Source organism: Pseudonocardia sp. N23 (assembly GCF_002583555.1).
Classification (GTDB): domain Bacteria; phylum Actinomycetota; class Actinomycetes; order Mycobacteriales; family Pseudonocardiaceae; genus Pseudonocardia.
Genome location: NZ_BEGX01000052.1, coordinates 193,326 through 206,377, shown reverse-complemented (window position 1 = coordinate 206,377; position 13,052 = coordinate 193,326). Strand labels below are relative to the sequence as shown.

Genomic DNA, 13,052 nt, shown 5'->3' with positions numbered 1-13,052 from the left:
GTGGTCGGGCATGACCTGTCGGGGGTGCTGCACCCCCTGCTCGGAAGGAGCGCGGTGCCCGCCACCCCGGCGTCACCCGAACCGGCCGCGGACGCCACCGCGCCCGCCTCGCCGGAGGCCGACGACACCACCGTCGTCGACGACAGTGCGGCCGCCGAGAACGGTGCGGTCGACCGTTCGGCCGAGACCACCGAGGAGCGCACCGCACGCTTCGAGCGTGACGCGATGCCGCTGCTCGACCAGCTCTACGGTGCTGCGCTGCGGATGACGCGCAACCCCGCCGACGCCGAGGACCTCGTCCAGGAGACGTTCCTCAAGGCCTACTCGGCGTTCCACACGTTCCGCGAGGGCACGAACCTCAAGGCGTGGCTCTACCGGATCCTCACCAACACCTACATCAACGGCTACCGCAAGCGGCAACGCCAGCCGCTGCAGTCGCCGACGGACGAGATCACCGACTGGCAGCTGGCCCAGGCGGGTGAGCACAGCTCCACCGGTCTGCGTTCGGCCGAGGTCGAGGCGATGGACAACCTCCCCGACGACGCGGTGAAGGCGGCGCTGCAGGCGCTGCCGGAGGACTTCCGCATGGCGGTCTACCTGGCCGACGTCGAGGGCTTCGCCTACAAGGAGATCGCCGAGATCATGGGCACTCCGATCGGCACGGTCATGTCGCGCCTGCACCGGGGCCGTCGTCAGCTGCGTGACATGCTGACCGACACGGCGCGTGAGCGCGGCTTCATCCGCGGCGAGCAGCAGGAGGCGAGCCGATGAACTGCGGCGGATCCCACGAGACCAACTGCTCCGAGGTCCTCGCCGAGGTATGGCTGTTCCTCGACCAGGAGTGCGACCAGACGCGGCGCGCACTGCTCGCCAAGCACCTCGACGAGTGCGAGCCCTGCCTCGCCGAGTACGGCATCGACGAGAAGCTGAAGGCCCTGCTGGCCAGCAAGTGCGGTGGCGAGCACGCCCCGGACGGGCTGCGCGACCGGCTGCGCCACCAGATCCGCCACGCCGTGCTGGAACAGGCCGAGGTCACGATGGAGCAGGGGCCGGGAGGCACGACGATCGAGGTCCGCACGACGCGCATCGAGCGCCGCGGCTGAGCAGGTCCGCACCCGGACAGCACGAGAGCCGGTTCCCGAACTCGGGGGACCGGCTCTCGTCGTCTCCGGCGTGGCGTCAGCTGTTGGGACGCTTGCCGTGGTTCGCGCCGTTCTTCTTGCGGTCACGCTTCTTGCGGCCTCGCTTGGACATGGATCCTCCTCACAGCAACTCGTCGCGGAATGGGTCCAGTCTCCCACGTGGTTGGATGGACGCTTCGCCGGTGGGGCCACAGGACGGGACGGTGACGGGTGTCGACGCTGAGTGAGCTGCTCGCGGCACACACGCAGCTGCCCGGCGAGGCGGTCGACCATCTGCAGCGGGTCGTCGCCGAGTGGCAGCTGCTGGCGGACATGTCGTTCGCCGACTTCCTGCTCTGGATCCCGCTGCCCGACGCCGACCACGCCCTCGCGGGCGGCGCCACCGAGTTCCTCTGCGTCGCGCAGGCCCGCCCCGACACCGCGCCCACCGCGCACCCGCAGGACATCGTCGCCGCACGGGTCTCGGCCGTCGACAACCCGCAGCTGCGCCGAGCGGTCATCGAGGGTCGCATCTGCCGCGAGGAGGACCCGCGCTGGCACCTGGAGGTGCCGGTCCGGCGCGAGACGATCCCGGTGCGGCACAACGGCCGCGTCCTCGCCGTGCTGTCCCGCGACACCAACCTCGCGATGCCGCGGGTGCCCAGCCCGCTGGAGATCGCCTATCTCGGCAGCGCGTCGGACCTGTGCCAGATGATCGCCGACGGCACGTTCCCGCCCGCGGCGAGCGTCGCCGGCGCCGACACCAGCCCGCGCGCCGGTGACGGCCTGATCCGGCTCGACTCCCGCGGCCTGGTCGCGTACGCCAGCCCCAACGCGCTGTCGGCCTACCACCGGATGGGGCACGCAAGCGACCTCATCGGCCTGCCGCTCGCCGAGGCCACCCGCAAGCTCGTCCGCGATCCGTTCGACGCCGCGGAGGTGGTGGCGCGCATCGAGTCCGCGCTCGCCGGCCGGTCGTCGCTGCGGCTGGAGATCCGGGCCCGCGGCGCGGTGATGCTGGTGCGCGCCCTGCCGTTGCGCCCGCGTGGCGACGCCGCCGGCGCCCTCGTGCTGGTCCGTGACGTGACCGACCTGCGCCGCCGCGATCTCGCGCTGCTGAGCAAGGACGCGACGATCAGGGAGATCCACCACCGCGTCAAGAACAATCTGCAGACGGTTGCCGCGCTGCTGCGGCTGCAGGGCAGGCGCACGTCGATCCCCGAGGCCAAGCAGGCCCTCGACGAGAGTGTGCGCCGGGTCAGCTCGATCGCCCTGGTGCACGAGGCGCTGGCGTACTCCGTCGCCGAGCAGGTCGACATCGACAGCCTGATCGACACCGTGCTGCCGGCCATCGGCGACGGGGCGACGGCCGAGGTGCGCGCCAAGGTCCGCCGCGAGGGGAGCTTCGGGACGCACCCGGCCGCGATGGCGACACCGCTCGTCCTCGTCGTGACCGAGCTGGTGCACAACGCGCTGCGGCACGCCTTCGAGGCGGGTCAGGCCGGCGAGGTCGTCGTGTCGGCCACGCGGTCGGCCGGGAAGATCGTCGTGGTCATCGCCGACGACGGGCGGGGGCTGCCGGAGAACTTCGACCCGGAGCTCGCCAACGGGCTCGGGCTGCAGATCGTGCGGACGCTCCTGCACTCCGAGCTCGACTCGTCGCTGCAGCTCAGGCCCCGTCCAGGGGGCGGTACCGAGGCCGTTCTCGAGCTCCCTCTGGGGGGGAGATAGCCTGACACCGTGATCCCAGGTACCGGTGCCGTGGTCGCGCTGGTTCCGTGGCCCGGGATCGCCCCCCACCTGGTGCGCCCCCACGTGGTGAGCGCCCGGTGAACGCACCGCGGGCCCGAAGCCGGTGGCGTCCGGCATTCGGGCCCGCGGTCAGGGAGCTTCTCTGCTTCTTCGCTCTCTGACTTCTTCTCGTAGTGGGCTGCGTAGGCGTCGCGGCCCGACCGAGGACGAAGTCAGGCGGTACGAGCGCGCGTCCGGGCGTTGCGGCGCTTCAGCGCACGACGCTCGTCCTCGCTCATGCCGCCCCAGACGCCTGCGTCCTGCCCGCTCTCCAGCGCCCACGCGAGGCACTCGGTGACGGCGGGGCAGCGACGGCAGACCGTCTTCGCCTCGGCGATCTGAAGCAGCGCCGGGCCGCTGGTGCCGACCGGGAAGAAAAGCTCCGGGTCCTCGTCGCGGCATACGGCGTGGTGACGCCAATCCATGTCGGTGTGCTCCTCGTAGTGCGCGATCGGGGTCGCGCCGATCGACTGTGAGTCTGTCACGGTGTTTCCGTGCTTGTGAAGGATTTCACGAGCACGGCGGGTCTTCAAGGGGCCAGGTCCGTCCGGGTGAGCATCCTCACCCACTCTTCCCAACGAAGACCACCGGATTTAGTTACCGGCGGGCCATTTCGTCACGATGAGCGACAAACCCATTCCCGGTCCACTGCTTTCCGGGTACCCGGTCTGCAACGAACCAAAGGTGCGGGGGGTTCCCGCGGTGGTGCCGTGGTGCTCGTCTAGATTGGAGGACTGTTTCCCCAGGTGCGAGACCCTTGCGGCTCGACGGTCCGCGGCGAGCGGTGAATGGACCGCCTTTGTCACTCCGTCGAGTGACGACGCCGTTCGGCTACGACGAGCAGCCCCTCTCACACGACGACGCGCAGCGCACGGGGCACCGCACGGAACTCCATCTCCGTCCGCGCGCCGATGTGGTCGCCGTCGATCTGCAGCGCCAGCGGCTTGTCGGAACGCACCTTCACCCAGGCCACGGCGTCCTGACGGGCGACGTGGCGGCCCCGCGGGTCGCCGTCGGGGCGCAGCGCCTGCCGCAGCACACCCGCGATCGTCGGCACCCCGAGGTCCTTCAGCGCGAACAGCGCGAGCCCATCGGTGAACGAGGCGCCGGGGTTGAGCCGCACCGCCCGCCCGTCCAGATACGTCCACGGATCGGTGTTGCTGACGAACGCCAGCCGCACACCCTCCAGCGGTGCCGCACCCGGGATCTCGACGGTCATCGACGGCGGCCGGCGCCGCTCGTTCCAGTACTCCCGCAGCGCGGTGCGCGCGTAGCGCATCGGCGTGGCCTCCAGGCCCTGCGCGCGCGCCCGCTCGACGGCCGCCACGACCTCGGCGTCGAGCCCCAGGCCCGCGTTGAAGGTGAACCAGCGGTCGGCCGTGCGGCCGAGCCCCACGAGCCTGCTGCGCTGTTCCTCCAACGCGTTGAGGATCGTGCCGGTCGCCTCCATGGGATCGCGCGGCATCCCGAGAGCCCGGGCGAACACGTTGGCCGATCCACCCGGCACCACCGCGAGCGCGGGCGCCGACGACGGATCCGACGGCAGGCCGCGCGCCAGCATCCCGTTGACGACCTCGTTGACCGTGCCGTCGCCGCCGAGGGCGACCACCAGCTCGATGCCGTCGGCGACCGCCTGCTCGGTGACCTCCGCCGCGTGACCGCGGTAGTCGGTGAGCAGGACGTCGAGCTTCAGCTCGCTGGCGAGCGCGTGCGCCAGCACGTCACGTCCCGCCGGAGTGGTGGACGTGGCCTGCGGGTTCACCACGAGCAGCGCGCGCACCGACGCCAGGATAGTCAGGCCTATCCTGCGGTCGTGACGTCCGAGTCCGAACCGCCCGCCGCGGCCGCCGCGCGGCCGGCCCCGCAGACGCCGCCGCAGGTCAGGCTCGCGGGGGTCGTCGTCGCTCTCCAGGGCCTGGTCGGTGTCGTGTTCGGCGTGGTCCTGCTCGTCCGCGGGCTCGGCGCCGGCGCGGGCGTCCGCTTCGTCCTGGGTGAGACCGGCTACTTCGTCCTCATCGGGGTCGCCTGCGTCGCGATCGGCGTCGGCCTGCTGCGCGGCAGGCGGTGGGCGCGCAGCCCCGCGATCGTCGTCGAGCTGCTGCTGCTGCCCGTCGTCTACTCACTGCTGGGGCCGTCCAAGCAGATCGTGTGGGGCATCGTCGTCGGCGCCGTCGTGATCGCGACGTTCCTGCTGCTGATCAGTGAGCGTTCCCGTGAGTGGGCGCTGGACCTGCACGACCGCTCAACGCGCTGAGCGCCTGCCCGTCGAGCCGGAAGTTGGTCCACTCGTCCATCCCGACGGCGCCCAGCGCACGGTAGAACTCGATCGACGGCGTGTTCCAGTCGAGCACCGACCACTCCAGCCGGGCGAACCCGCGCCGCGTGCACTCCGCCGCCAGTGTCGCCAGCAGCCGCAGCCCCAGCCCGTGGCCCCGGTGGGAGGGCTGCACGTAGAGGTCCTCGAGGTGGATGCCGTGCACGCCCTCCCACGTCGAGAAGTTCAGGAACCACAGCGCGCAGCCGACGACCCGCCCGTCGGCGACCGCGACGTGCCCGAACAACGCGGGCGCCGGACCGAACAGGGCCGAGTGCAGCTGGCCGGACGTCAGGTGGCACGACTCGGGTTCCCGCTCGTACTCGGCGAGCTCGAAGACCAGCGCCACGACGGCGTCCACGTCGTCCTGCTCGATCGGGCGCACGGAACCGGGTGTCGTCACACGCTGACCGTAACCGCGGGCCGAAGACGATCACCCTGGAGCTCGACGGGGGAAACCTGTGGGCCGGACGGAGCAACCTCCCTGCCTCCCACTCGTCTAACCAGGGGGGAACTCGGAAGGGGAACGTCGTGGGACGGCACTCGAAGGTCAGCGCGCTCCGGTCGCGCCGGCGGCTCACCGCCGTGACGGTCGGCGCCGTCGGCCTCGGCTCGGTGCTCCTCGGCCCCGCCGCCCAGGCGGCCACCGGTCCGGCGGCCGGTGCGCAGCCCGCGGGCGACGCGACGACCCTCGTCGAGGGCACGCCCTGCACCACCACGGCCAAGGCCTGCGTCGACCTCGCGACCCGCCAGGCATGGCTCATCACCGACGGCAAGGTCGACGGCGGACCCGTCGCGATGATGCCGGGCGCGCCCGACCAGCCCACGCCCGTCGGCACCTTCCACGTGCAGTGGAAGGACCCGCACCACGTCAACACCCTCGACCAGCCGATGCCCTGGTCGGTGTTCTTCGCCGACGGCGGCGTCGCGTTCCACGAGGGCAGCCTGACCCGATACTCAGCCGGCTGCGTGCACCTGTCCGATGCCGACGCCCAGCACTACTACCAGACGCTGCAGGTCGGCGACGAGGTCCAGGTCCACTGACCTGGACGGTGGTCAGCCCGCAAGCGCAGGGGTGACGTTCGTCGCCGCGAGCTGGGGTGCCTCCCGCTCGAAGCCCAGCACCGCCCAGGCCGCCGGGTCCATCGCGATGTGCTGCCCGCCCCCGGCGGACATTCCGATCCAGCGCGCCATCAGCACCCTGCTGAACTGGCCGTGCCCCACCAGGACGACGTCACCGGCGTCGAGGTGCGAGCGGGCGTCCGCCAGCATCGCGTCGGCCCGCTCCGTCACCTGTTCGGCCGTCTCGCCGCCGGGCGTCGGATGCGTCCACACCGTCCAGCCCGGAACCGTCTCGCGGATCTCCGGCGTGGTGACGCCCTCGTACTCGCCGTAGTCCCACTCCGCGAGCCGGTCGTCGATCCGGTCGATGTGCAGGCCCGCCAGCTCGGCCGTGACCCGCGCCCGGATCCGCGGACTCGCGACGACCAGCGCGGGTGGCTCGCTCGTCCCGCGCAGCCGGGGGAGCAGCGCCCCCGTCGCGACCGCGCGATCGCGGCCACGCTCGGTCAGCTCGATGTCGGTGCGGCCCGTGTGCTTCCCCGTCTGCGACCACTCGGTCTCGCCGTGGCGCAACAGGAAGACCCGGCCGGTGCTCGTCCCCACCGCGCCACCGTAGGGCGTAGCGGCCTCCCGCGGGGCGGTCCGTTCACCCAGGACCGAGGATCGGTGGCACGACCGTCGCGACGGTTCCCCGATCCGCTGCGGTCAGGCCCGGCGTCGCGCCCGCAGGACGGTGTCGCTGATCGTCCAGTCCCGGCCGTCGCCGTCGGTCCACGGCCGCGTCCGCGCCTCCGAGGTGATGACGGTCCACTCCGCCGGATCGAGCACCCCCGCGACGTCGTCGGCGGTGAAGAACAGCTCCGGGATCGGCGGGCGGGGCACGCCGGCGGCCAGGTCGTCGGGATGGTGGGCGACGACCAGCAGGGTCCCGCCCGGCGCGGTCGCCGCCGCGAGCCGGCGGTGCAGGTCGTCGCGCATGCCCGGCCGCAGGTGCACGAAATGGGCACTGACCAGGTCGTACCGTCCAGGCGGCGGCTCCACCGTGGCGTCGAGGTGCAGCCAGGTCGTCCTCGCGGCGAGCCCGGCCCCGCGCGCGTGCGCCGCGGCGCGGTCCAGTGCGACCTGCGAGACGTCGACTCCCGTCGCCGTCCAGCCACGCTCGGCGAGCCAAGCGACGTCGGCGCCCTCGCCGCACCCGACGTCCAGGGCGGTGCCGGGGGAGAGGTCCGCCGCCTCGGCGACCAGGGTCGGGTTGGGACGACCACTCCAGATCGTGGGCGCGGAACGGTAGCGGCCGTCCCAGAAGGCCTCGTCGAACACCATGTCCGCCAGGTCGGGGACCTCGCGCAGGTCGCGGTGGTCGGCGTGCGGGGTGGGTGTCTCGCTCATGTCCCCACCGTCGCTCGGATCGGTTCACAACGGCAAGCGGTCGTGCCGGAACGGCAACGTGGCGAGCCCGCCTGGAAAATGTGGCGAGCCCGCCCGGAAACGGGCGGCATACTCGACGTCCACACCGACACCGGGACCGCGTCCCCGGCGTCACGCTGCTCGGTGACGCCGCGCACCTGATGAGCCCCTTCGCAGGCGAGGGTGTTGGAGGAGCGGGTCGCACACGCCGTCGAGGTCGGGCTCCACGCCCGCCCCCTACCGGCCGCGCGCCAGGTCCACGAGCTCGGCGGCGTCGGCGGTGGGCACGGGAGCCCAGAATTCGGCGGGCGGCACCGCCTCGACGGTCACGCCCGCGCCGGCCGGGCTGCTGAAACCGACGCGGAACGAGTGCAGGTACGTCCGCGGCTGCGGCGGATCGGTCTTGCGCAGGAACAGCGGGTCCCCGACGATCGCGTGCCCCACCCACGCCAGGTGCACCCGGATCTGGTGCTTGCGGCCCGTCACCGGGTCGGCGCGCAGCACCACGGTGTCGCCGTCGTCGAACAGCGACGTGCACTCGGTCCGGGACGGGAAGTTCTTGCGGGCGTGCTCGTCCTCGGCGCGGACGAACCAGCGGCCCTCCTCGAACCGGATGTGCTCCCGGTCGGCCGCCACCCGGATCCGGCCGCTGCCCGCCGTCATCAGCGGGACGTCGATCATCGCCGCGGTCGGGAACCCACCCGGCCGGCAGACCGCCAGGTAGGACTTCGCGACGGTGCGCTGCTGGAACTGCCGCGTCAGCGCGCCGTGCGCCTCCTTCGACTTGGCCAGCAGCACCGCGCCCGAGGTCACCTTGTCGATCCGGTTCACCCAGCGCAGCTCCTCGCCGCCGTCCGCGGCGATCGTCACCAGGTCGGTGTCGTGCCGCTCGCCCATCACCGACAGACCCGGCGGCTTGTCGACGACCAGGCACGACTCGTCCTCGAACAGGACCGTCCCGGCACGCAGCTCCGACCAGCGACTCACGCGGCGATCCTCTCAGGGCGTGTGAGCACTCCTGTGCTGCGGCTCATGATCGCCGCTGCGCGTCTGCTGCTGGCCGGACTCGCCGCAGCGTTGCTGCTCGGCGCCTGCAGCGCCACGGTCGACGGGTCCCCCGCCCCCGCGTCGGGGCCGGGGGACCGGCTGCAGCCGAGAACGGGAACTTCGACCGCGCCGCCGCGACCCGCATCGCCGACCGGATCATGGGGCGTCGAGCGGGGGCTGACGTCGCCCCTCCCGCGTTGCCGGCCGGCGCGACGCCGCCGACACTGCCGGGATGGAGCACGAGGATCGCGCCCGGCAGCACGCCGAGCTGGCCGAGTCGCACATCGCCGACGACGACGCATCGGCCCACGCGTCGCTCGCCGCCTACTACGCGTCGCTCGAGACGAACCAGCTCCTGCGCGAGCTGCTCGCCCAGCGTTCGACGGCGCCGCGGCTCGTGCCGCCGGCCCGGACCGACCCGTCGCAGCGTCCGGGTCGCGGGAACCCGCCGCTGTCCCCGCCGATGCCCCCGATCCCGCCACGCCCGGGCCTGCCCCCGGAGATGTGACCGGCACCGAGACCAACAGCAGTGCTGTCCCCGGCGCGGGGGACAGCACTCCTGTCGGTGTCGACGCGCGTCCTCAGCGGAGCAGCAGGACGATCACGACGACCAGGGCCACCACTACGAGTCCGATGAGCAGGCCCAGCAGCAGGCGCGTCCGGCCGGTCTTCGGTACCTCGGGCGCAGCGCCGGCCTCGATCACGGCCGTCGTCGCGATGCGGCGCACGGTGCCGGCGTCCCCGTCGGCGGCGTCGAGGACGTGCTGCGGGGTGACGCCGAAGCTCCCACGAAGAACGGCGCTGACCCACGGGAGCGATCCCCGCTGGTCAGCGCCGTTTTCAGCGCCTGGATCAGGCAGCCTGCTTGGTCTCCCAGAAGATCTTGTCGATCTGGGCGATGTAGTCGAGCAGCTCCTGGCCCGTCTTGGGGTCGTTGGAGCCCTTGGTGCCCGAGGCACCGGCGGCCTTGGTGGCCTTGTTGAACAGCTCGTGGAGCTCGGGGTACTTCTCGAAGTGCGGGGGCTTGAAGTAGTCGGTCCACAGCACCCACAGGTGGTGCTTGACGAGGTCGGAGCGCTGCTCCTTGATCTCGATGGCGCGGGCGCGGAAGGAGACGTCGTCGTTGCCCTGGTACTTCTCCTGGATCGCCTTGACCGACTCGGCCTCGATCCGTGCCTGGGCGGGGTCGTAGACGCCGCAGGGGAGGTCGCAGTGCGCGGTGGCCTCGAGCTGCGGGCGGAAGATGCGGGACAGCCGCATTGGTCCTCCCAATCGTGGGTCTCTGGTGATCGTTCTGGCGTCGCCAACCCTACCCTCGGACCTTCGGGTCGACAGTGTGACGGCGGGAGGTGGTGTGACGTGCGGTGGTGGCGTCGGGTGGCGGTGCGGGGGCCGTCGATGTCGCCGACGCTGTCGGACGGTGATGTCGTGGTCGTCCGGTTCGGCGCGGCGGTGCGGGCCGGCGACGTCGTGCTGGTGCGGTGGGTGTCGCGTCCGGGTCAGCTGTCGGTGAAGCGGGCGGTCCGGCCCGAGGCCGGCGGCTGGTGGGTCGAGGGCGACAACCCCTTCGGGTCGACGGACTCCCGGACGCTGGGGCCGGCGGAGGTGGACGCGGTTGTCGTCGGCCGGTTGTGGCCGAGGCCGGGGCGGCTCAGGACGAACGGAACGCGACGGTGAAGCACGCCCCGCCCTCGGGGGCGGGGGAGGCGGAGATCGTGCCGCCCATGCGGGTCACCAGCCCGTGGACGAGTGCCAGACCCACGCCACCGGTGCCGACGGGCCGGTGCCCGCGGTAGCGGTCGTGCAGGGCGCCGCGTTCGAAGACCAGCGGGTAGTCGTCGGGGGCGAGGCCGGGACCGCCGTCGCGGACCTGCACCGTGCCTGCCCGCGCGGCGAGCACCAGCGGGGCACCGGCGGGGACGAGGCGCAGCGCGTTCTCGGCGAGCCCGTCGACGACCTGCCGCAGCCGCCGCGGATCGGCCCGCACCGGGACCGGGGCCGGTGGGAGGTCGAGGCGGAAGTCCACACCTGCTGCCGCGCAACGTGCCCGCCACACCGCGGCGGCTTCGGTGAGCAGCGCGACGAGGTCGACGGTGGTCATGTCGACGCGGAAGTCGTCGGCCTCCAGGCGGGCGAGCTCCATGAGGTCGGCGACGAGCCGGTCGAGGCGCTGGGCCTCGTGCAGGATCGTGGTGCCGGCGGCGCGGGCGCCGTCGCCGGTGACGACGCCGTCGGCGAGGGACTCGGCGAAGCCGCGGACGGCGGTGAGCGGTGTGCGCAGCTCGTGGGACACCGAGAGCAGGAACTCGCGCTGGCGCCGTTCGCTGCGGGTCAGGGCGTCGGCGAGCTCGTTGACGGCCGTCGCGACCTCGGCGACCTCGCCCGGCCCGGCGAGGGGGACCCGGACGTCGCGCCGCCCGGTGCGCAGCATGTGGGCGGCGGAGGCGGTGCGGCGCAACGGCCGCGCGAGCAGGGTGCCGACAACCCCGCCGACGAGCAGCGCCACCGCGGCGCCGGCCAGCAACGCGAACGCCAGGTTGCGACGGATGAGCCCGGTGCCGAGCGGCCCGGTGTCGGTGGTGCGTGCCAGCGCGAACGCCCCGGCGGGAGTCGGGCGGGCCTCGACGATCCAGGTCCGGCCGTCTGCGCCGACGACCGCGGAGACGGGGACGCCGGTGAGCGCGCGGTCGGCGTCGGCGCGGCGCAGTGCGACGGCGACGTCGGGGCCCGGGGCGGGCAGCCGGAGCGTGTCACCGAGCCCGACGACGGCGACGTCCTGGCCCTGCAGGACCTGCACGACGGCGCGGAACCCGGCGGCGGTGGGTGCCGGGGCGAGCTGGGCGGCGACGACGTCGGCCTGCTGGGCGAGGACGTCGCGGGTGACCTGCCGGGCGGTGGCGCCGACGAGGCGCAGCCCGACGAGCGCGGCGACGACGACGGCGACGATCGCGACGAGCAGGCAGCTGGCGGTGACCCGGAACGCCAGCGAGGTGCGCGTGCGCACGGTGTCGCTCATGACGCCGCGTACCCGACCCCGCGCACGGTCCGGATGGGGCTGGCGTCGCCGAGCTTGGCGCGCAGCTGGGCGACGTGGACGTCGACGGTCCGGGCCCCCGAGGACGCGGTGTAGCCCCAGACGGCGGCGAGGAGCTGGTCGCGGGAGAACACCCGGCCGGGGGTGCGCACGAGGTGGGTGAGCAGGGCGAACTCGGTGGCGGTGAGCGCCACCTCGGCGCTGCCTGCGCGGACGCGGCGCTGGTCGACGAGCAACTCGACGTCGCCGATCCGCAGCACTTCGTCGTCGCGGGCGGGGCCACCGCCCGCGCGACGCAGGACCGTCCGCACCCGGGCGACGAGCTCGCGAGGGCTGAACGGCTTGGTGACGTAGTCGTCGGCGCCCATCTCCAGCCCGAGGATGCGGTCGATCTCGTCGTCGCGGGCGGTCACGAACAGGACGGGGGTCCAGTCCTCGGCGGCGCGCATCCGGCGGCAGATCTCGACGCCGTCGATCCCGGGCAGCCCGACGTCGAGGACGACGGCGGCGGGGGAGAGCCTGCGGACGGCGTCGAGTCCGGCGGTGCCGTCGTGCTCGACGTGCACCCCGAACCCGTCCTTGCGCAGGTAGAGCCGGATGAGGTCGGCGATCGCCGGTTCGTCCTCGACGACCAGGACGAGCGCGCGTCCGTTCGCGTCGAGCGACACCTGTGCTGCACCTCCGGACGCCGGCGTGGGAGCCGGTGGCGTGGATCGTGCCACCGACGGTCCGCGACTCACCCCCCGCCGTCGCTCGCGACCTGGGACTCGACGGCCCCGACGGTCGCGACGAGGAGCACCACCCCCCGCGTCCTCACGACGCGCAGTCCTCCTGCTGGATGCCCTGCACGGTCGACTTCGCCTTCGTGAGCTCGTCGAGCCGCGCCTGGCGGTTCCCGACGCGGGCGGAGATCAGGTCGGCCAGCGCGTTGTCGCCGGCGGCGCGGGCCCTGGTCTCCCTGGCCTCGAGCCACGCCGTCGACCCCTTGGTGCTCGCGTCCCCGTTGATCCGGGTGGTCACCTTGTCGATGCGCGCGAGGATCGCCGGGATCCGGTCGGTGCAGGTCTTCGCGTTCGTCGCACCGGCTGTCGTGGGCGGCGGGGCGTCGGCGAACGCGGTGCCGCCGCCGACGACCAGCGCTCCCGCGGTGGCCCCTGTCGCGACCAGTCCGCCGACCCATCGGTTGACTCGCATCCGTCGTCCTCCTGCATCCGGGTCCGGCGGCGATGACGTGTGCCGGACACCGACGACGATGCCGAGCCGACGTGAACGACCG

19 protein-coding genes are annotated in these 13,052 nt (G+C 72.9%); 7 read left to right on the top strand and 12 right to left on the bottom strand.

Features of this window, described 5'->3' with window-relative positions:
• Nucleotides 1-54: 54 nt before the first annotated feature.
• Entirely contained in the window at nt 55-771 is a 717-nt protein-coding gene (locus tag TOK_RS14435; protein ID WP_098958693.1) for a sigma-70 family RNA polymerase sigma factor, read from the top strand.
• Entirely contained in the window at nt 768-1,103 is a 336-nt protein-coding gene (rsrA, locus tag TOK_RS14430; RefSeq protein WP_098958365.1) for a mycothiol system anti-sigma-R factor, read from the top strand. The genes TOK_RS14435 and rsrA overlap by 4 nt, the downstream gene beginning before the upstream one ends.
• Before the next feature lie 76 nt (nt 1,104-1,179).
• Here the strand turns inward: rsrA and TOK_RS35380 are convergent, their stop codons facing one another.
• The gene (locus TOK_RS35380) at nt 1,180-1,254 is read right to left on the bottom strand and encodes a 50S ribosomal protein bL37 (protein ID WP_098958692.1); all 75 of its coding nucleotides are present in this window, start codon (nt 1,252-1,254) and stop codon (nt 1,180-1,182) included.
• 98 nt (nt 1,255-1,352) lie between these two features.
• Between TOK_RS35380 and TOK_RS14420 the strand changes: the two genes are divergently transcribed.
• The gene (locus tag TOK_RS14420) at nt 1,353-2,852 is read left to right on the top strand and encodes a sensor histidine kinase (protein WP_098958364.1); all 1,500 of its coding nucleotides are present in this window, start codon (nt 1,353-1,355) and stop codon (nt 2,850-2,852) included.
• Nucleotides 2,853-3,085: 233 nt separating this feature from the next.
• Here the strand turns inward: TOK_RS14420 and TOK_RS14415 are convergent, their stop codons facing one another.
• On the bottom strand, nt 3,086-3,337 hold the full coding sequence (locus TOK_RS14415; RefSeq protein WP_098958691.1) for a WhiB family transcriptional regulator: 252 nt from the start codon (nt 3,335-3,337) through the stop codon (nt 3,086-3,088).
• Between the two features lie 425 nt (nt 3,338-3,762).
• Nucleotides 3,763-4,692, bottom strand: a complete 930-nt coding sequence (locus TOK_RS14410) for a diacylglycerol kinase family protein (protein ID WP_098958363.1) — start codon at nt 4,690-4,692, stop codon at nt 3,763-3,765.
• A gap of 33 nt (nt 4,693-4,725) precedes the next feature.
• Here TOK_RS14410 and TOK_RS14405 point away from each other — a divergent pair, with 33 nt between their 5' ends.
• Nucleotides 4,726-5,166 carry a hypothetical protein gene (locus TOK_RS14405; protein WP_098958362.1) on the top strand — a complete coding sequence of 147 codons (441 nt, stop codon included), beginning with the start codon at nt 4,726-4,728 and terminating at the stop codon, nt 5,164-5,166.
• Here the strand turns inward: TOK_RS14405 and TOK_RS14400 are convergent.
• Entirely contained in the window at nt 5,111-5,629 is a 519-nt protein-coding gene (locus TOK_RS14400) for a GNAT family N-acetyltransferase (RefSeq protein WP_253258383.1), read from the bottom strand. The genes TOK_RS14405 and TOK_RS14400 overlap by 56 nt on opposite strands.
• Before the next feature lie 128 nt (nt 5,630-5,757).
• Between TOK_RS14400 and TOK_RS14395 the strand changes: the two genes are divergently transcribed.
• Nucleotides 5,758-6,270, top strand: a complete 513-nt coding sequence (locus TOK_RS14395) for a L,D-transpeptidase (RefSeq protein WP_098958360.1) — start codon at nt 5,758-5,760, stop codon at nt 6,268-6,270.
• A gap of 12 nt (nt 6,271-6,282) precedes the next feature.
• On the opposite strand, the gene TOK_RS14390 is transcribed toward TOK_RS14395, so the two are convergent.
• The 3 genes from TOK_RS14390 to TOK_RS14380 form a co-directional block, all read right to left on the bottom strand.
• Nucleotides 6,283-6,891, bottom strand: a complete 609-nt coding sequence (locus tag TOK_RS14390; protein ID WP_098958359.1) for an acid phosphatase — start codon at nt 6,889-6,891, stop codon at nt 6,283-6,285.
• A 102-nt stretch (nt 6,892-6,993) separates the two neighbouring features.
• On the bottom strand, nt 6,994-7,677 hold the full coding sequence (locus tag TOK_RS14385; protein ID WP_098958358.1) for a cyclopropane-fatty-acyl-phospholipid synthase family protein: 684 nt from the start codon (nt 7,675-7,677) through the stop codon (nt 6,994-6,996).
• Nucleotides 7,678-7,932: 255 nt separating this feature from the next.
• Nucleotides 7,933-8,682, bottom strand: coding sequence for an RluA family pseudouridine synthase (locus TOK_RS14380; protein ID WP_098958357.1), 750 nt, complete (start codon nt 8,680-8,682; stop codon nt 7,933-7,935).
• Between the two features lie 292 nt (nt 8,683-8,974).
• Here TOK_RS14380 and TOK_RS14375 point away from each other — a divergent pair, with 292 nt between their 5' ends.
• Entirely contained in the window at nt 8,975-9,250 is a 276-nt protein-coding gene (locus TOK_RS14375; RefSeq protein WP_098958356.1) for a hypothetical protein, read from the top strand.
• A 73-nt stretch (nt 9,251-9,323) separates the two neighbouring features.
• On the opposite strand, the gene TOK_RS32630 is transcribed toward TOK_RS14375, so the two are convergent.
• Together TOK_RS32630 and sodN are read right to left on the bottom strand one after the other, a co-directional pair.
• Nucleotides 9,324-9,470: a hypothetical protein gene (locus tag TOK_RS32630; protein ID WP_172457569.1), complete on the bottom strand. Its 147-nt coding sequence runs from the start codon at nt 9,468-9,470 to the stop codon at nt 9,324-9,326.
• A 124-nt stretch (nt 9,471-9,594) separates the two neighbouring features.
• Entirely contained in the window at nt 9,595-10,002 is a 408-nt protein-coding gene (gene sodN / locus TOK_RS14370) for a superoxide dismutase, Ni (protein ID WP_098958355.1), read from the bottom strand.
• Between the two features lie 99 nt (nt 10,003-10,101).
• Between sodN and TOK_RS14365 the strand changes: the two genes are divergently transcribed.
• Entirely contained in the window at nt 10,102-10,419 is a 318-nt protein-coding gene (locus TOK_RS14365) for a S26 family signal peptidase (RefSeq protein ID WP_256387975.1), read from the top strand.
• Here the strand turns inward: TOK_RS14365 and TOK_RS14360 are convergent.
• From TOK_RS14360 to TOK_RS32625, 3 genes are all read right to left on the bottom strand, one after another.
• On the bottom strand, nt 10,394-11,758 hold the full coding sequence (locus tag TOK_RS14360; RefSeq protein WP_098958354.1) for a HAMP domain-containing sensor histidine kinase: 1,365 nt from the start codon (nt 11,756-11,758) through the stop codon (nt 10,394-10,396). The genes TOK_RS14365 and TOK_RS14360 overlap by 26 nt on opposite strands.
• On the bottom strand, nt 11,755-12,444 hold the full coding sequence (locus tag TOK_RS14355) for a response regulator transcription factor (protein ID WP_098958353.1): 690 nt from the start codon (nt 12,442-12,444) through the stop codon (nt 11,755-11,757). Before TOK_RS14355 ends, TOK_RS14360 begins: the two co-directional genes overlap by 4 nt.
• A 145-nt stretch (nt 12,445-12,589) precedes the next feature.
• Nucleotides 12,590-12,970 (bottom strand): hypothetical protein, encoded by a 381-nt coding sequence (locus TOK_RS32625; RefSeq protein WP_098958352.1) that lies wholly within the window; start codon nt 12,968-12,970, stop codon nt 12,590-12,592.
• Between the last annotated feature and the right edge of the window lie 82 nt (nt 12,971-13,052).